Here is a 20,394-nt window from a genome sequence, read left to right as displayed (position 1 = left end):
CGAGCCGCCTTTTCTGTCTATTTGATTTCGATTTCTTCCTTCATGTCGATTTCTTCTCCATGTGTATCATAGAACACATATTGTAAGAAAGCGAGTTTCTGACTTGGAATAACCTTGATACCGAATCCGTATTTCATCTGCCATTTCCGTTTCAGGGAAACGAGTCCCTGATTGATGTAGGCGGCAACATACGGATGGACGTGTAACGAGAGGTCGTGTTGACGTCCATAGCCGGACGCACACGCTGGCGTGTAATCTGCATCAGCCCGAATTTGCTGAGCGGCAGAATATTATGCCGTGCCCTGTCTTTCTGCATATTGGCACACATCCGTTCATAAAGCTTCTGACGTACTTCGAGTGCGTTACCTTCCTGCCCGTTGGCATTCTTGGTGCGGTTACCGCTGTTCACGTCTACTACGTGAAGCGCCTCAGTGTGCTCAATAATCAGATAGGCACCACTCTTGTAAGAGACTGTTTTACCAAACGATGATTTAATCTGCTTGGTGATACCGAAATTGTCGTAAATGGGAAGCTGGCCTTTGTACAGTTTCACGATGTTTGCCCGGTCGGGCGCGATCAGTGATACATAGTCTTTGATTTCGTTGTACACAGCCTCGTCGTTGACGTGAATATTCTCAAAAGAAGGGTTGAAGAGGTCGCGCAACAAACCTACGGCGCGACTGGTTTCTTCATAAATCAACGTCGGATACTTGGTGGCTTTCTGTACTTTAGCCATTGCATCTTCCCAATGTTTAACCAGGACTCTAAGCTCTCCGTCGAGTTCGGCTACGCGTTTGCCTTCGGCTACCGTGCGGACGATGACACCGAAATTTTTCGGCTTGATGCTCATCAGCAACTGTTTCAGGCGGGCGCGTTCTTCGCTCGATTTAATTTTTTGCGAAACAGAAACCTTGTCATTGAAAGGGATAAGCACGAGGTAGCGTCCGGCAAATGAAATCTCGGACGTCAGTCGCGGTCCCTTGGTGGAGATAGGTTCCTTTACGATTTGCACCACTACTTCTTGTCCCACCTTGAGTGTGTTGGATACGGTTCCGTCCTTGTCAAGATCGGGAAGTAGGGTTGCTTTGCTGATAGAAGTCAGCTTCTTCTTGTCGCTTAAAGTCTGCTTTATAAACTTTTCGAGTGAGTTAAATTGAGGACCCAGGTCAAGATAATGAAGGAAAGCGTCTTTCTCGTAACCGACGTCCACGAAACATGCATTCAGACCGGGCATCAATTTCTTGATACGTCCCAAATACATATTGCCCACGGAGAAAGAAATGTTTCTCCCTTCGCTTTGAAGTTCCACCAGACTCTTATCTTCGAGAAGAGCGATAGAGACCTCTTTGGGTTGTACGTCAACTACTAGTTCACTTGTCACTGTTTGTTTCCTTATTATTGATTGAATCTCATTTACTATGAACAACTTTTTTGACAAATTGTTCATTTTGGGTTAGCTACTTAAACAAAGAACAAACTTGAAAGACATCGAGCTTCGCAAGTTTGTTCTTTATTTCTGTGTGATCCAGACTTAAAAATTATTTTTTGCTTTTATGTCTGTTCTTTCTTAGTCTTTTTTTACGCTTGTGCGTAGACATTTTATGTCTTTTTTTCTTCTTTCCGCTTGGCATAGCTTCACATTTTATGGGTTAATACTCTTGTTAAATTTATTTTTTTACTGAGATTGTAAATGTCTTAGCCGGTTTGAAAGCCGGAATGTTGTGCTCGGGGATGATGATAGTAGTATTCTTGGAAATGTTGCGAGCAGTCTTCTGAGCTCTTTTCTTCACCACGAAGCTACCAAATCCACGAAGGTATACATTCTCATCGTTAGACAACGAATCTTTTACGGCATCCATGAATGCTTCAACTGTTGTAAGAACGGTTGTCTTGTCAATACCGGTTTTCTTTGTAATCTCGTTTACAATATCTGCTTTAGTCATTTTTCCTTAAAAAAAATATTATTACTAGGTTTTTGCTAATTTTTTGGACTGCAAATATATAGCTTTTTGGTCTGCTAAAAAAATATATTCTGCACATTTTTCTAAAAAAGTGGAGGCATTAAGTTTTCTTAGAGTCAAAAGAGTTACTTTTGTACTGCTTTTGGATAGTATTTGCAAGATAAATGTAAGACGAACAACCGATATGGGAATGAATATTTTTAGTAAAGCAATTATAGACTGGTATAAGGAGAATAAACGAGAATTGCCCTGGCGGGAATCTTCGGATCCTTATCTGATATGGATTTCCGAAATTATTCTTCAGCAGACACGCGTGGCGCAAGGCTACGATTATTTTCTACGGTTTATCAAGCGTTTTCCTGATGTGCAGAGCCTGGCGGATGCGGACGAGGATGAGGTGATGAAGTTCTGGCAGGGGTTGGGATATTATTCGCGTGCCCGTAATCTTCATGCGGCGGCGAAAAGCATGAACGGTGTTTTCCCTAAGACATATCCGGAAGTACTTGCTCTGAAAGGGGTGGGAGAGTATACGGCAGCGGCTATCTGTTCCTTTGCCTATGGAATGCCTTATGCGGTGGTGGACGGCAATGTGTATCGGGTGCTTTCCCGTTATTTCGGTGTTGATACGCCGATTGATTCGACGGAAGGGAAGAAGTTGTTTGCTGCCTTGGCGGATGAAATGCTGGACAGGAAGCAGCCGGCTCTTTACAATCAGGGGATTATGGATTTCGGTGCGGTACAGTGTACGCCACAATCGCCTGACTGCCTGTTTTGCCCGTTGGCGGAGAGTTGTTCGGCACTTTCTGCGGGAAGGGTGGCACAACTGCCGGTGAAGCAGCACAAGACGAAGATAACGAATCGTTACTTTAATTATATTTATGTACGTGCGGGCGCGTATACCTTTATAAATAAACGGACGGCGGATGATATTTGGAAGAATTTGTTTGAATTGCCGTTGATAGAGACTTCGGTTGCTTTGTCGGAGGAGGAGTTTCTGGCTTTACCCGAATTTAGGGAGTTAGTGGCAGAGGGGGAGAAACCGGTCGTGGTGCGTTCGGTTTGCAGAGAGGTGAAGCACGTGCTGTCTCATCGGGTGATTTATGCTAATTTCTATGAGGTGACTCTGCCCGCAGAGTCGGCTTCTTTCGGTAACTATCGGAAAATAAAGGCGGAGGAACTGGGGCAATATGCCGTCCCCAGATTGGTGCACGCTTTTATTGAGAAGTATGTCGATTCGAAATAAAAGTTACAACAATCCTTGCATTCTATTGTTATTCTGTTTAATTTTGGCAGCAGATTTGAATTAAAGAATGATAAACTTGATACATATATGTCAGTAAACAGAGTGATATTGATAGGTAACGTGGGACAAGATCCACGGGTGAAATACTTTGATACGGGGTCGGCAGTGGCAACTTTTCCGTTGGCTACGACCGATCGCGGATATACATTGCAAAATGGTACGCAGATTCCCGAAAGAACTGAATGGCATAATATTGTAGCATCCAATCGTCTGGCTGAAATCGTGGATAAGTATGTACACAAAGGTGACAAACTGTATCTGGAAGGAAAGATCAGAACTCGTTCTTACAGCGACCAGTCGGGAGCTATGCGCTATATCACCGAGATTTATGTGGACAATATGGAAATGTTGACCCCGAAAGGGGCCGGCCAAGGTGCGGGCACTTCTGCACAACAGGGGGCTGCAACACCGTCACAACAGCCGCAGCAAATGCAACAAAACCAACAGCCGCAGCAGTCGCAGGCGCAACCTGTACAAGATAACCCGGCAGATGATTTGCCGTTCTAAATACTGTGACAGTGTGCCAACTGGTTTATGAAAGCTGATTGGCACATTGTCTTTTGTTTAACTAAAATATATACTCTTTGGACTCAGATGGTTATTTAAGCCAATTGGCTGATATTTTCAACGGTATTACCGTAAACACTCCTTCTATCTCTGCTATTATTGCCATAGTGCTGGCTGGTGTGCTCCTGCTTGCTTCCGGCTTTGCTTCGGCTTCAGAAATAGCTTTTTTCTCGCTTTCTCCCTCGGACAAGAATGATATTGACGAACGCAAACATCCTGCTGACGAAAAGATAAGCTTTCTTCTGGATGATTCCGAACGTTTGTTGGCAACGATATTGATTACTAATAATTTTGTGAACGTAACCATTATCATGCTCTGCAATTTCTTCTTTATGAATGTGTTTGTATTCCATTCTCCGTTGGCAGAGTTCCTGATATTGACTGTTATTCTTACTTTCTTACTGCTGTTGTTCGGTGAAATCATGCCGAAGATTTATTCGGCGCAGAAGACGTTGGCTTTCTGCCGTTTCTCCGCACCGGGGATTTATGCCTTGGAAAAGGTATTCTATCCGATTGCTTCTGTCTTGGTGCGCTCTACTACTTTCCTGAACAAGCACTTCGCCAAGAAGAATCATAATATTTCCGTAGATGAACTGTCGCATGCACTGGAGTTGACGGATAAGGCGGAAATCTCCGAGGAGAATAATATTCTGGAAGGGATTATCCGTTTTGGTGGCGAAACGGTAAAGGAGGTAATGACGTCGCGCCTGGATATGGTCGATCTGGATATCCGTACCCCTTTCAAGGAGGTGATGCAGTGTATCATTGAAAATGCTTATTCGCGTATTCCTATTTATTCCGGTTCGCGGGATAATATAAAAGGGGTGTTGTATATCAAAGACCTTCTGCCGCATGTGAATAAAGGAGATAACTTCCGTTGGCAATCATTGATCCGGCCTGCTTATTTTGTGCCGGAGACAAAGATGATTGATGATTTGCTTCGTGATTTTCAGGCGAACAAGATTCATATTGCTATCGTTGTGGATGAGTTCGGAGGTACTTCCGGACTGGTGACAATGGAGGATATCATTGAAGAAATTGTTGGTGAGATACATGATGAATATGATGATGAGGAACGCACGTATGTCGTGTTGAATGACCATACTTGGATATTTGAAGCTAAGACTCAGCTTACGGACTTTTACAAGATTGCGAAAGTGGACGAAGATGAGTTTGAGAGAGTGGTAGGGGATGCCGATACACTGGCAGGGATGTTGCTTGAGATTAAAGGTGAATTTCCCGCATTGCATGAGAAGGTGACTTATCATAATTATGAGTTTGAAGTGCTGGAAATGGACAGCCGCCGTATTTTAAAGGTGAAGTTTACGATCCTGCCGAAAGAAGAAACGGAAGGGGCGGAAGACAAAGAGTAAAATGGGATTATTTCTGCAAGATAAAACGAATAATACACAATGGGCTGTCTGGAAGGTGGAGGAATCACTGGAGGCATTGCTGGCTCTTTTACCTGATGCGCGCAGGGTCTGTTGTGAACAGGAACTTTTGCAATTTGCTTCCGAACGGAGAAAGATAGAGTGGTTGTCTGTCCGTGTCTTATTGTACTTTATGTTGAAAGAAGATAAGCAAATAGGTTATTCCTCGGAAGGCAAACCGTTTCTGACTGATGATTCCTTTTTTATCAGTATTTCGCATACGAAAGGGTATGTGGCGGTGATTCTTAATCCCAAAACTCCTGTTGGCATTGATATTGAACAATATGGCAAACGGGTACATAAAGTTTTCGATCGTTTTATTCGTCCGGATGAGCAGGTAGAGGCTTATCAGGGAGATACTACGTGGGGGGGGCTGTTGCACTGGTCGGCAAAGGAAACGGTTTTCAAATGTATGAAGAATGCCGATGCTGATTTGCGGAAACTTTGTTTATCGCATTTTATTCCTCAAAAGGAAGGCACTTTTCAGGTTAGAGAATATGCGACGGAAGGGCAGTCACTCTTTTCTGTGGGGTATCGTATCTGTGAGGACTTTGTGTTGACGTGGACTTCGTGTTGACGCGGACTATGTATTCTATAAAAAATAACGGTGAGCAATGAGTGGAGTCTCCACAAATTGTTCACCGTTTATCTTTGGTCACTTATCTTTCTTGTTAAGTCTGTAACTTAGTGCGCCAGACGGACAGAATGATTGTTTTATTTCTCAATTAACGTGATGCCGTCAAGACAGAAATAGGCAGCAGTTTTTATACCATGTTCATTTTTATCACTAGAGTCGGGTATAAATTTAACTTTTACAGCATTTTGGAGCGGGGTTAGGTCAAACCATATCCATTCTTTAACAGGAAGGTCATTATCGGTCTTATAATTTGCTAATAAGATTTCTGCTTTTCCTGTTTCATTACCAGCTTCATCGTATCCTGTTGCTGTAACTTTATACCAATCTCCCGCCTTGAAAGCCCTTGCATAACCGTCTCCTTGTATCATACCCATGTATGCCCATGTACTGTTTGCTATCCAGGTTCCTTTTAATTTATAGTTAGTATCTAATATGGTCAGAATTGCTGGAGTTCCATATTCTCCGTCGGTACTGTCTACACCAATATACACACTACCAATTTTAGCTTTACCTGTTATTGGTGCAGGACTATTGGCTGTTTGATTATCTGTTATATTCATATAAGAAAATCCGGCAAAACTATAACCGGGACCCCAGTCGGCATAATAGTGGTTGAAATTAATTAAGTGTTTAGGATCTTTGAAATCAGTTTCTTGGAATGCCTGATTGTTGGGGGTACCGTCTGCGATAAATTGACTGTTTTCCTCGGTCAATAGATTCTCAAAACTAACGACCACTTCGTTTTTTACATCATCGTCATCATCCCCGCAACTGCAAAATACAAATACTGACAACAGTAGTAATAAAGATAATTTCTTCATGTCCTTTTTTAATTTTTAGTTATTAATTGTTTTATTGATTAATTCTTGAAATGCAGGTTTTCGACAGTTGTTACTTCTGTCGATATTTCTCCCATTTGCCCTGCGTCTTGATTGACGGCAGTCATGATTTTCACAAAGTCTATACAATCCAAAACGATGGATTCTCCATTGCTGTCTATTGCCCAGTCTATTTTAAAATTACTGCCTTCTTTATCATTGCGATGATTGTCGGCATATCCCCACGGATAGCAATATCCTACCCATAATCCATTTTCCGGAACAGCATTGTCCTTTAAGCGTGTTCCCCGGAATGTTATTTCATTTTCCTGTATCCATACAGGATAATAGGACTCTTGGTTATGAAAGCTGTTCCGGAGGATTTCACCTTCGTTTCCTTGATTGTCTTTCCAAGAGACATTCTGGTTTGCCGGTTCCGGTCGATAATAAGTGATCTCATATCCACGTGTCTCCGTATCTTTCCCGTATTCGCTTCCGGCCAGCTCATACCACTCATCATCGGGTTCTCCATTGCCATTTACATCTTTAGATACAAATACGATACCCGGTTCGGCGCTTCCCCCTAATTTTCCTGTTTCTGTTTTCAGATTGTAATAAGCATTTCCTTTTATCTTGAAATCATACTCTCCTTCTACGTTCGGGATTGATTGCGGGAAACCCAGAACAATGTAACCGCCGAATCCTCCTAAAGTGATGATTGATTTTTGTCGTATTTTGCGGGTTGCTTCTTTCAGTATATCATCATAGATAAATCCATTTTTATAGGCAGATGTAGTAGTATTGATAAATTGTCCCGGAGCCGGCCTGTACTCCCATACCTTATTGGCAAAAGCCAATGAATTTTCTGTTTCTCCGGTATCATCAATATCGCTTCGGGAAGCCTTGTCGCTGAATACGATTGTATTTGGATTCAGTCCGATATTATTCAGGCGGAACAAGAGTTGTCCTTGTTGGTTGAAACAAAGCAAATCTCCATATACGGTGTAGTCATAAGCGTCTGTGATATATATATTCCCACTGTAGGGATTGACATTGATTCCATAAGGAGTGCTGATATTGGTTCCGTCCGTAATGAAATTTTCACGGACAGTTTCTCCTGTTTTTAGATTGAATGTCTTGATAGAAGCGGTTTGTGTACTGTAATTATAGTTATATAGATAAGCAATCTCTCCGTCAATAGCAAAGTTTTGTACTCTCTCATTATAGTGGGTGACTACCTTTGTCCGGCAGTCTATTTTTGCGAAATTATAATCTCCGGCTTCTACATCTTCGCCACGGGTGGCTACATAAACGACTTTTTCTTTCGTATCGGCAATGATCTTTCCCGGATTCGGACCTACGATAATTTTATCGGTTTCCTTGAATGTAGCGATGTCAACCACGGACACTGTATTGTCTACCCCCAATCCCGACGCATGGTCCAATCCGCCGGAGTTGGAAACATATAACTTGTCATCCTGTACACAAATTCCGTCAGGATTACGTCCCACTGTTGTCATAGCGTCTATGGTAAGCGAAGCCGTGTCAATACGTGCTACCGTACCGTCATAAGAACAGACATAGGCTTTTTCTTTATGAAAAGCAATGTATCGCGGTTCCCGGGGATTTCCGTTCTCTGTCAGCATTTGAATCTGTTTCAGCGAGTTTCCCGTTTGGAAATCCACTATTTCTATCGTACTGGAAACGTTGGCTACAATATATATCTTGCTACCGTAAATTGCCAGATCATTAGCCGTATCTCCCAGTCCCCGGTGATTGATCGTCTTGAAATAATTGCGTACCATTCGCTGGTTATTGAAAGAAAAACGCATCAGCGAACTGTTATTCTGATTGAACAATCCTTCGCACAACGCATAGAGTTCGGCTGTATCCGTCTCTGTCGGGTCACCTGTGATGTCCGATGAGGTGAAGGGCTTGTCCTCCATATCATCGCAAGCGTTGAGTAATAATAGCAGCGGCAGACAGAACCAGAATATATGTCAATTTCCTTTTCACGTCCATAATATCCTTTTAATATTAATATCTTATCTTCAACGTTGCCCTGACTGAACGGCCGGGCATGGGGAAGAACTGAACAATCTCGTAATTTTTATCCAGCAGATTCAAAACCTCTACGCTAAGAGACGTTGTAACTTTTCTTATCCGGAAGTCTCGGCCGGCTGAAATACTGTGGTCGCTGTAACTGGCCAACCGGTTTTCGGGAATGTTCTGTCCCAACGCATAACGTTTTCCCGAAAAGAGGAACGAATAAGATAAATCTATCCAGGGTGTTTCGATGCCCGCTTGTCCCGAAGCGGAGACACGGGGGGTGTAGGCTATCTGATGTTTATAAGTCGATTTGTTCGAGCTGGCGTCCGGAGTTGTGACATCTAATGCCCGTTGATAAGTATAGTTCCCGGAAAAATTGATACGGATACTTTCCCAGGGTTGGAGCGATAGGCTTCCTGTGGCGTCAATACCTTTGATCTCTACACTGCCCAAATTCCTCATGCTCCACACAGCAAGGTTCTTGGTCGGGTAAGCAATGATTTTGTCCGTCACTTTGTTATAATATGCGTCAACGGTTGCCGACAGGTAGGGCAGGAATGTACATACATTTCTGCTATACGTCAAACCGATATTGTATTGACGGGCATTTTCGGGTTTCAATTTGCTGTTACCCACTTCCTGATAATATAAATCATTGAAACTAGGCAAACGGAAAATATCTTTGTAGAAGAAACGGACACGAAATTCTTCATTCCGGAAAGGCTTGAATGTGGCGCTGACGTAAGGAGTTAATTTGCGGTGATTGCCTGCGCTTCCTCCCTTGTCGGCCTGCTCGTTGATAACGGTTGCCAAGGCGGAAACAGATAGAGTGAACCATTCGTTGACGTATTTTCCGGCAATGGCTGTCAACCACGAATAGCGTGTGGGATGTGCAAAGTCTGCCATGTTGGCATTCATCGTGTTGATACTGCCGTCGGTAGACAATGAAAACGAAAGATTGTTCAGCAGCCTGTATAACACGGAGGCGGAAAGATAGTATTCCTGCTGGTAATAGCTGTTCTCTGTTTTGCCTTCATTGTTTTTGATAGCAGGGTCCAGATAATGCTGGTAACTCCAGTTCCATTTGGCAGAAGTCCGGAATACCCATTGCCGGCTGAGTTCCTTTTTATATTGGCTTTGTATAAATGTATTTTTGTCCCAGAGGTGCTGTGCGGAAAAGTCGTTATATAGCGTGGTCGCTTTCGGCAATCCCCTGGAAGACTGGAAGTAGTAAGCTTTTAGCCGCCATTGCTCTTTGTCGGAGAAGTTGCCGTAAAGCCCGGCTTCGGCACGGAACGTTTCGACATCCGTGTTCTTCCGTTTTTCACGTGAAGTCAGGTCGTCTGCTGCGTTTCCATAACGTAGCGTGTACGGATATTGTCCGTCTGACGACATCCATTCACCGTTCGCCGAAACTGTCCATTGGGGGCTGAGTTGTTGTTCCAATAAGATAGAGGGATTGACAAGTCCCCACGAACCGGTTTTGAAAGCTGCGCTTATATTAGTTCGTTTCCCTTTCTCAAAGCGGGGAGTGAGCGTCTGTATGTCCAATATTCCTGCAGAAGCGAAGAAACGTGCCGGTTGGAAGATATTGTCACTCTGCCCGTTGCTCAACGAAAGTTGATCTACATTATCAAGTGAGAAACGGCCGATGTCGATCTGTCCCGTCTGACAGTCCGTTATGGCAATTCCGTCATAGCCTACGGCGGTGTGCTGTGCTCCCAAACTGCGTATGGAGACAGTTTTCAGACCTCCTATGCCTCCGTAGTCTTTTACAGTCACACCGGCAAAATGCTTCACCGCATCGGACACTTGCAAGGCGTGCAGATTCTTCAGGGCTTCTTTGGAAAATAGTTGTAGAGGTGCAGTAGAACGGACCTCACGGGTCTGGTAAATATCAGAAACGGTAACCTCCGGAATAAAATAGGTATGCATTGTATCCACTTTCTGCTGTTGTGCAAAAAGCGGTATGGATAGAAATTGGCAGCAGAATGCTGCACAGATACTCATATAAAACGTCACATATCTCATCCTTGATTTTCTGGCTGTTTTCACATTTTAAAAGTGTCCGGGCGAAATCCCTTCGACCGGACACGCTAAATAAACTTTGGCAGAGTTTATTAATTTAAACATACTTTCTCTGAATCAGAGTGATGAATGAAATGATAGACGAATTGTCCGGTTCATTAGACTCAACGCTTTTTCCTCGAAAGCAGTGAAATTGGTTGCACGGCAGGTCTTCTGACTTGTTCCTGTTGCGGGCGCCTTCCCGGAAGTTTCTTTCCAGTGGCTAAAAGTAGGTTGCTCGCAACGTAATGTGTGGAACTTACAGCAGCGGGACTGTTCAGGATTTACACCTGATTCCCTTTTAATCGCTTCCCTCGTATGTGAGAGTTGCAAACCGATGCGCGACAAAGATAGATAGTTTATTTGTTTTATGCAAGAAAGAAGAAGATTATTGATGTATCATCAGGTATTCTTCAATCGCTTGTGTGGTAGCATCTTTCAACAATACGGTTTTCTCTTTATTTAATAGGTATAAAGTAGGGATCGCTTTCAGGTCATACAGTTGTTTCTCTTTGATTGTGAATTTCTTATCATATCCGTTAATCCATTCTTTGGGAAATTCATTCAGATGTTTGCGCCAGTCATCCAACTCTTCATCGGGGTAGATAGAAAGGACGATCAGCTTCTTCTCCTTTATGAGTTGGCTGATGATAGGGGCTTGCTTTAAACCTTCGATTGTCTCCGTACAAGCGTGGCAACCGGGATTATTGATAAATAGCAGAAGATAATCGGCATTAAGCTGATAGAGGGAGCCTTGAGCGCCGGAAGCAAGGGTATAGGTGAAGTTTATAGCTTTGGTGCCTATGCGGTTCTTTTGAGCTAATTCCAACCGTGCCTTGGGGCGTACTTTTTCTATCTCTTCCAATACGGGAGAGGCTGCCATTGCTTCCAATACGGGAATATAAAATTCCTCGTTACGCATCGGAGAGTTGGGGTCATATAAGTATTTATCCGCTAAATCGGTGATGTAGGCGAATACTTTCTTGTCTACGTTTGTGCGGTCGATCGTTTTGCGTATAGCTTCCTGTGCGGTTTTGAGGGGGACATGATTCAGAATGTCGCAGTAATCCACCCACGCCTGTTCGGTTATTTCCGGATGATGAATGTAGTTGGTGTCGGCGAAGTTCACATTATCCCAGTAGTGCTTTACTAAGAACTCGGCACGTTGTTCCGGTGCTACCATTATTTGAGGGATAGCGGGCAGCGTGAAAGTCTTGATAGTGTCCTGTGACACTTCGTTTTTAGTCTGGCTTGAAGCATTCCCGCTTTTGCAGGACCAAAGGAGGAGGAAGCAGAGAATGGGAAGGATATTTAAGTTTGTTTTCATGACTTGCTGTTCTACATTTATCTGATTATTTTTCAAGTTGCAGGCAAAGATAACTCCCTTTTTATTTTATTCAAAACATTCTTCTTTTTTTGTTCGGCAGGATATTATTTGAAGTTATCAGTTAACTATAATTTCGTCGGAGGGACTTGACAAATGCTTTTTTATGTTGTATATTTGTAGACAGAGAACGTGAAATCAATAACAGAAGAATGAAAAAGTATGGAATAAAAGTAGAAAGTGGTGTAATTTTACAACAAATATAGATTGTCTTCTCCTTTTTTGATGAGGGGAAGGGCGATCAATACTGGCTAAAGGCTGCGAATTTTATAAGGTTCGCAGCCTTTTTTGTTGTATTATTTCGGATGTTTTTCTATGAATTTTTATTTTAAAGTTTATAATAAACGGAGGGGACGTTTATAATAAACGATCATTGAATTTATTAATAACGATAAGAACGTTTATGTAGTGGAATGTTCGTTTTTTTATATAACGCTTATTCTAAGTCTCGAGATTTGTATTTTTATGGTAATAATAATTGAAGTCTTTCTCCGGTAATTTTTTCGGAACGTGTAAGCAGGCTCGAATGAGGTGATAGAAGTGATTTACTTCCTCACTACAAAGTTCCGGCATTTTGGCTGATGAATTAAAAGATGTTTGTTTGGTTGAATTATAGTTAATATATATCTGTTTTTTGCCATTAAATAATAACGACTAAAAAAATAGTCATACATTTGATTCAATTTAAAATCTTGTAAATAATGGAACTGACAAAGGCTGAAGAACAGATTCTGCACTATCTATGGAAATTAGGAGAAGCTACTGTGCAGGACATCCTTTCATGTATGGAAGAAACGGGAAGGCCTTCCCGTACCACGGTATCTACAATCATTCGTATTCTTGAGAATAAAGGAATCGTGGGGCATAAGCCGGGTTCGGGACGCGGCTACATATATTATTCGCTCATCAAGAAAGAAGAATATTCGCGCAAGCAACTATTCGGATTTATCAGTCGTTACTTTGATAATTCTTTTGCATCGTTGACTTCCTTTTTTGCTAAAGAAAGTAATTTGACGGTGGATGAACTGGACGTACTTCTTGCAGAAGCCAAGCAAAAGTTGGAAGAAGAAAAAGGAAAGGAGTAAAACGATGTGGATGTTACTTCTGAAATTGTCCGTGCTAACTACTCTTTTGTATAGTTTGTATCATTGGACAATGCGTGGGAATACCTTTTTCCTGTTCAATCGCTTTTCCTTGATTGGGGGGATTGTGTTGGCGCTGGTATTACCTTTCATTCCTATCTATTACCGGACTGTGGCAATCGATTCGGTAGTTTTGCCGGAGGAGACTTTCCAAATAGGGAATGCCATAATTATAAAAATGAAGGTAAATGAAGTTGCCGATATCGGAAGGATAATCACTTTTGTCTATTTTTCAGGGATTATGTTCCTTACACTATCACGTGGCTGGAGTATTTTCCGGTTGCTGACACATATAAGTAAAGGTATCAAAACTACCGTCTCAGGTTTTACATTAGTAGAATCTGCGGCTGCATCATCTTCCTTTTCTTTTCTTCATTATATTGTGCTTCCTCAAGGGATGAATGAAGCTGATACGCAGGTGATTCTCTCCCATGAGAAGACTCATGTCCGGCAACATCATTATATAGACTTGTTCTTGGGAGATATTTTCTGTATAATTCAGTGGTTCAATCCTTTTGCGTGGTTTTATAAGCGCGATATGATAGAGAATCATGAGTTTTTGGCAGATAGGGCTGCAAGCCATGTGTCAGGGATGGATGTTTATAAGGATACACTTACCCGTTATTGGCTGTATGGCAGCATGAAAAGTCTGGTGAATCCTTTTGCATATTCCACCAGACTGATGCGGCTCTCCATGTTGAAAAAGCCTTCTTCATTAACGGTTCACAAGTGTTGGTTGGTGTGTCTTTTGCCTTTGCTGGCTCTTTATGCCTGGGCATTTGCCGAACCACGGGATGTTATATCTGAGGCGGAGCGGGAGGTAACGGTGACGGGAATAGTTACTGATGAAGAAGGCAATCATGTGATTGCTGCATCTGTACTTTGCCCGGAAAAAGGCATAGGAACGATCAGTGATGCAGATGGCCGTTATGTAGTGACGATTGGAAAGAATGACACGATCCATATTCAGATGTCTGGATACCAAAGCCGAAAGGTCTGCATCGGCAATCGTGAAATAAAGGATTGTAAAACCACTATAAATGTACAGTTAAATCATTAAAATAATAATATTTTTTGCAAACAAAATTTTGAACACTATGAGAGCATACCTGATTCTTTTTCTATGTTTGAGTTGTTATCTTGATATTTCAGCTCAGAAGCCAATCGTCATTAATCTGGCACGTACTATCGGCAAGTCTCCAAAAGAAATGATGTTGAGTGAACTGGCAGCCGATATTAAGTACATTCCACTTGAAACGACTGATGATTGCTTGATAAACAATGAGTTTTACATCATGCAATATACAGGTGAGGACATTATAACAAGCGGTATCTTCCATTTCAATAAAGAAGGAAAATTTCTGAATAGGATAGGAAGAAAAGGGCAGGGGCCTGAGGAATATTTGCAAGGATTATTTGCTTTTGGTGACTGGAAGAACAAGCTGTTGTATGTGCAGAACTGGACCTCAATGACCTGCTACACTTTTGACGGAAAGTTTGTGCGAAGTGTCCCTGCACCTAAGCAGAATATGGGGGCGGCGGGGCTGTTTGATGAAAATCATCTCCTGTATAGCAATGATATGTATTTCGCTGATAAACAAAATCCTGTCCAACTTTATTTGATAGATAGCCGGACCGGGAAGACGGCTGGTAAGTGGCGCGGACTTTTGGAGGATAATAAGAAGTATGGTTTGATTCTGACTTCTCGGGATTTCATGTATCATTATGCCAGCCAGTTATACTTTAAACCAGCATTGGAGAATGTAATATATAAAATGGTATCTCCCAAAAAGCGTCAACTGGCATATAAGTTTGATTGTTCGGGGAAGGACATCGACGTTTCGGTTAACGAAGCTGATCCGAATAAGAGATTTCAATTCTTGTCCGTTTATTGGGTGAAAGAGACTGATAAATATCTGTTTGTCAATTATGGTATGAGAGAAATCTCGCGGTTAGGAATATATGATAAGGCGAAAGGTACCTTTACTAATATAGTGATAAAAGATAATTTAGCGGGTGGCTATGACATTCATCCGGCGTGGACGAGCGATGACAAACATTTGATCATGACTTATTTTCCCATAGGGATATTGAAGGAGAAACGTTGTTCGGAAAGTTTACTGCCTGAGAGGAAAAAGGAGTTGGATGAATTGGCAAAAAATATAAAGGAGGATGATAATCCTGTGGTGGTTGCAGTTACGCTGAAGTAATATGTGTGTTTATACTGGAGAAAGATTACTTCTCTTTCCCCAGTGTAAACACGAATTCCAGTCCACCGCTTTGACTGCTTTTGGCGGAGATATTGCCGCCATGAATAATCACGGCATTTTTTACGATAGCCAGCCCCAAACCGGTACCGCCCAGTTTGCGTGAGCGACCTTTATCTACCCGGTAGAAACGCTCGAATAAACGGTTCAGGTGTTCGGCCGGTACGCCTACGCCCGTATCGGAGAAACTGAAATAGTAGAAGTTCTCGTCCTCACGGAAACAGTTGATGTTGATTTGAATATTCGTTCCGGCGTAAGCAATCGCATTATCCATTAAATTGCGGAAAATGGAGTAGAGCAGGGAGTAATTACCCTTGATCTGTATTCCCTTCTTTAATGAGTCGATGATAGTGATATGTTTTTCTTCCAATTCCAAAGCAACTTCGTTGATGATGTTACCTACCAATACACTGATGTCCACCCGTTCCATGTCGATCATGTTGGCGGCTTCGTCCATGCGCGTCAATACAGATATGTCACGCAACAGCCGGCTCAGACGATTACTTTGTGCATAACAACGTTCAAGGAAAGTGTTCATTTTCTCCCGTGAAATATTATCATTGTTGACGATTGTTTCCAGATACCCTTGGATACTGCTGACAGGTGTTTTCAATTCGTGGGCAATGTTCTGCGTCAGTTGGCGTTTCAGGCGCACCTGTTCTTCTTCCTGAGTGACATCGTTGATAGAAATCTCGAAACTGGCATCTTGGAAGATAATACATTCTACGATAAATGTCCGTCCGTTCTTATTAATAGTAATAGACATCCGCTTCTCATCTTTACTGAGCGAACGTTGTTGCTGGTTCTTGTTTATAAAATGGATAATCTCTTTCAGCTCACTGATTGCAAAGACCTCTTCCGTCGTTTCCAGGTTAGAGTCGGAAATCAGATTGCTGTATTGGGTAAAGAGATTGTTGACCAGAATCTCCTTTTTGTCTTTCGTGAATATCCCTAGTCCCTCGTGCGAAATCTGAAGATGGGTAATCAGTTTTTCACGTTCGATATAGAGTGCTTCTTTCGTTTCGTGCAGACGTTTGTAGATCTGAATGATATGCTGTGAAATTTCTCCCAGTTCGTTGTGCGGAAAGGCTGACTGCATCGCCATTTCGATAGGCTCATTCCGGTCGGCACGCATGGCAAACTCGCGGAGTTGGCTGATCGAAGTTCCCAGCTTATTGGTGAATTTATAGAAAATAATCATCAGCAATAAAGAAACAATCACGGTGAACCACAGGTAATGCGGGTCTGCTTTCAGGTTATTGATTAAGCTGACATTATACGGCAACGCCGACCGGACAATATAATCCCCGTAGCGTGTGGCGGAGTAAAAATAAGGAAGTCCGGTGGTTTCGGAAGTACGGCGTACATCGAATCCGTTTCCTTCTTTCAAGGCTCTCTGCACTTCGGGACGGTCGCGGTGGTTTTCGTGTTTTATTTCTTGCGTCTTATAACTGTCATAAATGACATTTCCCTGCAAATCAATCAGCGTCACACGCAAATCCTTCAATGCATGGTCACGGATATATTTGTCGGTAGTTTCTTCGATAGCCGGACTATCGTTCAGTTGTTCGTACAGCCGGCTGTTATAGTCTTGTAACTGTGTATTCAGCAGTTCGACTTTATATTCCCTTTCCCGTTGGTACTGATAGGCGATGAAACAGATTGCGAATACCAGGAACAACGAAATGACCGAAAGAAAGAGTTTCCGGCTGAAAGAGAGGAAATGTTTTTGATTGACAGGTAGGTTCATAATCAATAATTATTCTGCTTCGAAACAGTATCCGTATCCGAGGCGGGTGACAATGCATTTGCCGTATTCGCCTATCTTTTTCCGCAAGCGGGTGATATTTACATCGATAGTACGGTCGAGCACGTAAACTTCATCGCTCCAGATGCGGGTGAGGATATCTTCGCGTGAAAATACACGTCCTTTGTTCTGTACCAATAGAAGCAATATTTCAAATTCTTTTTTAGTAAGCTGCACTTCTTCGCCGTCGATACTAACCTTTTTCTTGGTAATATCAATGACCAATGACTGATAGACGAGCCGTTCGGGGGCTCTTTCCGTTTCCGCTGTTGCGGTACGCCGGAGTACGGCCTTCACACGTGCGATCACTTCACGCAGGGAGAAAGGCTTGGAAATATAATCATCCGCTCCCAGGTTAAAGCCTGTGACCGTATCGTTTTCCGTATCTTTGGCCGTGATAAAGATAATGGGCACTTTAGCTGTTTTCTTGTCTTTTTTCAACATATTCGCCATTTTGAAGCCGGAGATTTCTCCCATCATTACATCGAGGAGAATCAGGTGATAACTGCTGATGTCCATTTTTAGCGCTTCTTCGGCAGAATTGGCGGTATCCACTTCATAACCTTCGTTTTCAAGATTGAATTTCAGAATCTCACAGAGGTCTTCTTCATCGTCGACAACTAAAATACGGGTTTCGTTCATAAGATATATGTATTAATGTGATATGACAAAGTTAGTCTTTTTTTTATTTCGGGACAAAGATGAGGAGACTTTGTTACGGGCGGATGAAACAAATATTACAATCGTATTACATTCGGCGGAATACGGCTGTTCGGACGAAATTTAATAGTTTTTATTGGCCGGGGGAGGAAAAAACGTTTGTTATTTGTTATCTTTGTTAGAGAAATAGAATAGCAATAGATTAAAATACAACTTGCAAGCAATGATAAAATTTGACTTGAAAAATCACAGGCGCGAAGTGGTAGGGGCGATCATCGTCCTTTTCCTTCTGATAGGAGGGATTTCCGTTTTTAAATACACCTCTTTCAATTCCGGTTTCGAGATTGTTGATGATCTGGGAGGGAATATCTTTCCTTCCGCCATACTGTCGGTAGCCACCACGGATGCGCAAGTAATCACGCCTTCGGACTCTATGTATCTGGGAAATCCGAAGTCATGTATTGCCGTGCGGGTGAAATCAAGAACCGCTTATAGCCGTGTGCGTATCGAGGTGGCGGAGACGCCTTTCTTCTCCCGTTCCGTGTCGGAGTTCGTTCTCAATAAACCGCGGACTGAGTATACCATTTATCCTGATATAATCTGGAATTATGAAGCATTGAAAAATAATGTTCAAGCCGAGCCGGTCAGCGTAGCCGTGAAGGTGGAAATGAACGGAGACGACTTAGGCCAGCGGGTGCGTACTTTTTCAGTACGCAGCATCAACGAGTGTCTGTTGGGATATGTGGCAAACGGAACAAAATTTTATGATACCAGTATCTTCTTTGCCGCCTATGTCAATGAAGAAAATCCTATGATTGACCAATTGCTTCGCGAAGCGTTGAATACCCGTATCGTGAATCGTTTTCTGGGATACCAGAGTCAGGCGAAAGGTGTGGTAGACAAGCAAGTCTATGCTCTTTGGAACATCTTGCAGAAACGCAAATTCCGTTACAGTTCGGTTTCCAATACCAGCCTGTCGAGCAATGTTGTTTTCTCGCAACGGGTCCGCACGTTTGATGATGCACTGGACTCTTCACAAATCAACTGTGTGGACGGTAGTGTGTTGTTTGCGTCGTTGCTTCGTTCTATCAATATAGACCCGATTCTGGTACGTACTCCGGGACACATGTTCGTGGGGTATTATACCGACAACTCCCATAAAGACATGAACTTCCTTGAAACAACAATGATTGGGGATGTTGACTTGGATGATTTCTTCCCCGACGAGCAACTGGATTCCACCATGGTAGGTAAATCACAGAACGAAATGTCTCTGCTCACCTTCGAGAAATCCAAACAATATGCCAACAAGAAGTACAAAGAGAACGAAGAAGGTATCCATTCCGGAAAGCTGAATTATATGTTTTTGGAGATTTCCAAAGAAGTACGCAGGAAAATACAACCGATAGGGAAGTAGTGAACACTTTTTTTCGTATTTTTGCCCGAGTAATCATTTTAATGAAAAAGGATGCAAGGCAAGAAATTTATCTCTCCCGGAGCATGGTTTTCTATGAACTATCCGTCGGACTGGAATGAGTTTGAAGACGGCGAAGGCTCTTTTCTTTTCTATAATCCCGATGTATGGACGGGAAACTTTCGTATATCTGCATTTAAAGGCAATGCTACTTACGGCAGGGATGCCGTTCGGCAGGAACTGAAAGAGAATGAATCGGCTTCATTGGTGAAGGTCGGGGCATTGGAGAGTGCATATAGCAAGGAAATGTTTCAGGAGGAAGGAAACTACTATACTTCTCACCTGTGGATTACCGGTATCGGCAATATCGCTTTCGAATGTTCGTTTACCGTTCCCAAAGGCGGAAGTGTGAAGGAAGCAGAGGAGGTTATCGCCACTCTGGAGATTCGCAAGGAGGGTGAGAAATATCCGGCGGAACTTATTCCTGTCCGTCTCTCCGAGATTTATCAGATTAATGAAAGCTACGAGTGGGTGGTATCTACCGTGAAAGAGGAACTGAAGAAAGATTTTCAGGGAGTGGAAGACGACTTGGAAAAACTTCAGCAGGTGATTGACAGTGGCAAGATAGGACCGAAGAAAAAGGACGGATGGCTGGCAATCGGCATAACGGTATGCACCATTCTGGCCAACGAAGTGGAAGGCATGGAATGGAAGACCTTGATTGACGGCAACCGTGAAGCTCCCGTACTTGAATACAAGGACCGGATTATCGACCCGATGAAGATAGCTTGGAGCAAAGTAAAAGCAGGGCAGCCTTGCAATGTTATTGAAGAATATAAATCCTTGATTATTAATTACTAACCACTTACCTAACTAATTACTAAACTA

The 20,394-nt window shown here is 42.6% G+C and carries 16 protein-coding genes, 1 pseudogene and 1 riboswitch; of the genes and pseudogenes, 9 read left to right on the top strand and 8 right to left on the bottom strand.

Translation table 11 applies throughout. From position 1 onward, the window contains the following. Positions 1–17: 17 nt before the first annotated feature. Together BHV72_RS11950 and BHV72_RS11945 are read right to left on the bottom strand one after the other, a co-directional pair. Positions 18–1,381 (bottom strand): annotated as a pseudogene (locus BHV72_RS11950) (ribonuclease E/G). A gap of 286 nt (positions 1,382–1,667) precedes the next feature. Next, positions 1,668–1,943 carry an HU family DNA-binding protein gene (locus BHV72_RS11945; RefSeq protein ID WP_005677943.1) on the bottom strand — a complete coding sequence of 92 codons (276 nt, stop codon included), beginning with the start codon at positions 1,941–1,943 and terminating at the stop codon, positions 1,668–1,670. Positions 1,944–2,151: 208 nt separating this feature from the next. Between BHV72_RS11945 and mutY the strand changes: the two genes are divergently transcribed. The 4 genes from mutY to BHV72_RS11925 all read left to right on the top strand — a co-directional run bounded on the left by mutY (position 2,152) and on the right by BHV72_RS11925 (position 5,838). Next, a complete protein-coding gene (mutY, locus tag BHV72_RS11940; RefSeq protein WP_055173476.1) occupies positions 2,152–3,204 on the top strand; it encodes an A/G-specific adenine glycosylase in 1,053 nt (350 codons plus the stop codon). Positions 3,205–3,291: 87 nt separating this feature from the next. Next, positions 3,292–3,771 carry a single-stranded DNA-binding protein gene (locus BHV72_RS11935; protein ID WP_005677946.1) on the top strand — a complete coding sequence of 160 codons (480 nt, stop codon included), beginning with the start codon at positions 3,292–3,294 and terminating at the stop codon, positions 3,769–3,771. A 77-nt stretch (positions 3,772–3,848) separates the two neighbouring features. Then, positions 3,849–5,204 carry a gliding motility-associated protein GldE gene (locus tag BHV72_RS11930; protein WP_005681474.1) on the top strand — a complete coding sequence of 452 codons (1,356 nt, stop codon included), beginning with the start codon at positions 3,849–3,851 and terminating at the stop codon, positions 5,202–5,204. A gap of 1 nt (position 5,205) precedes the next feature. Beyond that, entirely contained in the window at positions 5,206–5,838 is a 633-nt protein-coding gene (locus tag BHV72_RS11925; RefSeq protein ID WP_286856091.1) for a 4'-phosphopantetheinyl transferase family protein, read from the top strand. Positions 5,839–5,975: 137 nt separating this feature from the next. On the opposite strand, the gene BHV72_RS11920 is transcribed toward BHV72_RS11925, so the two are convergent. From BHV72_RS11920 to BHV72_RS11905, 4 genes are all read right to left on the bottom strand, one after another. Next, positions 5,976–6,719: a DUF4465 domain-containing protein gene (locus BHV72_RS11920; protein WP_286856090.1), complete on the bottom strand. Its 744-nt coding sequence runs from the start codon at positions 6,717–6,719 to the stop codon at positions 5,976–5,978. Between the two features lie 38 nt (positions 6,720–6,757). Next, positions 6,758–8,662, bottom strand: a complete 1,905-nt coding sequence (locus tag BHV72_RS11915; protein ID WP_286856089.1) for a YncE family protein — start codon at positions 8,660–8,662, stop codon at positions 6,758–6,760. 91 nt (positions 8,663–8,753) lie between these two features. Beyond that, positions 8,754–10,796, bottom strand: a complete 2,043-nt coding sequence (locus tag BHV72_RS11910) for a TonB-dependent receptor plug domain-containing protein (RefSeq protein ID WP_055256257.1) — start codon at positions 10,794–10,796, stop codon at positions 8,754–8,756. A 183-nt stretch (positions 10,797–10,979) separates the two neighbouring features. Continuing rightward, a riboswitch (cobalamin riboswitch) is annotated at positions 10,980–11,186 on the bottom strand. Between the two features lie 34 nt (positions 11,187–11,220). Further along, on the bottom strand, positions 11,221–12,159 hold the full coding sequence (locus BHV72_RS11905; RefSeq protein WP_005677953.1) for a DUF5106 domain-containing protein: 939 nt from the start codon (positions 12,157–12,159) through the stop codon (positions 11,221–11,223). A 758-nt stretch (positions 12,160–12,917) separates the two neighbouring features. On the opposite strand from BHV72_RS11905, the gene BHV72_RS11900 reads away from it, so the two are divergent. Genes BHV72_RS11900 through BHV72_RS11890 form a run of 3 tightly spaced genes read left to right on the top strand, consistent with a single transcriptional unit; the run spans position 12,918 to position 15,568 of the window. Beyond that, positions 12,918–13,301, top strand: a complete 384-nt coding sequence (locus BHV72_RS11900) for a BlaI/MecI/CopY family transcriptional regulator (RefSeq protein WP_022041830.1) — start codon at positions 12,918–12,920, stop codon at positions 13,299–13,301. 4 nt (positions 13,302–13,305) lie between these two features. Continuing rightward, positions 13,306–14,418 carry a M56 family metallopeptidase gene (locus BHV72_RS11895; protein ID WP_286856088.1) on the top strand — a complete coding sequence of 371 codons (1,113 nt, stop codon included), beginning with the start codon at positions 13,306–13,308 and terminating at the stop codon, positions 14,416–14,418. Positions 14,419–14,455: 37 nt separating this feature from the next. Then, a complete protein-coding gene (locus tag BHV72_RS11890; protein ID WP_022041832.1) occupies positions 14,456–15,568 on the top strand; it encodes a DUF4934 domain-containing protein in 1,113 nt (370 codons plus the stop codon). Positions 15,569–15,593: 25 nt separating this feature from the next. On the opposite strand, the gene phoR is transcribed toward BHV72_RS11890, so the two are convergent. Continuing rightward, positions 15,594–17,375, bottom strand: a complete 1,782-nt coding sequence (gene phoR, locus BHV72_RS11885; protein WP_022041833.1) for a two-component system sensor histidine kinase PhoR — start codon at positions 17,373–17,375, stop codon at positions 15,594–15,596. A gap of 9 nt (positions 17,376–17,384) precedes the next feature. Next, positions 17,385–18,074 (bottom strand): two-component system response regulator PhoB, encoded by a 690-nt coding sequence (phoB, locus tag BHV72_RS11880; protein WP_005681463.1) that lies wholly within the window; start codon positions 18,072–18,074, stop codon positions 17,385–17,387. Positions 18,075–18,315: 241 nt separating this feature from the next. Here phoB and BHV72_RS11875 point away from each other — a divergent pair, with 241 nt between their 5' ends. Both BHV72_RS11875 and BHV72_RS11870 read left to right on the top strand, forming a co-directional pair. Then, positions 18,316–19,509: a hypothetical protein gene (locus BHV72_RS11875; protein WP_122264427.1), complete on the top strand. Its 1,194-nt coding sequence runs from the start codon at positions 18,316–18,318 to the stop codon at positions 19,507–19,509. 51 nt (positions 19,510–19,560) lie between these two features. Continuing rightward, entirely contained in the window at positions 19,561–20,367 is an 807-nt protein-coding gene (locus BHV72_RS11870) for a DUF3805 domain-containing protein (protein ID WP_286856087.1), read from the top strand. Positions 20,368–20,394 lie beyond the last annotated feature (27 nt).

This window comes from Bacteroides sp. 43_46, from assembly GCF_001915455.1.
Taxonomy (GTDB): domain Bacteria; phylum Bacteroidota; class Bacteroidia; order Bacteroidales; family Bacteroidaceae; genus Bacteroides; species Bacteroides caccae.
This window is presented reverse-complemented; position numbering and strand designations above follow the sequence as displayed.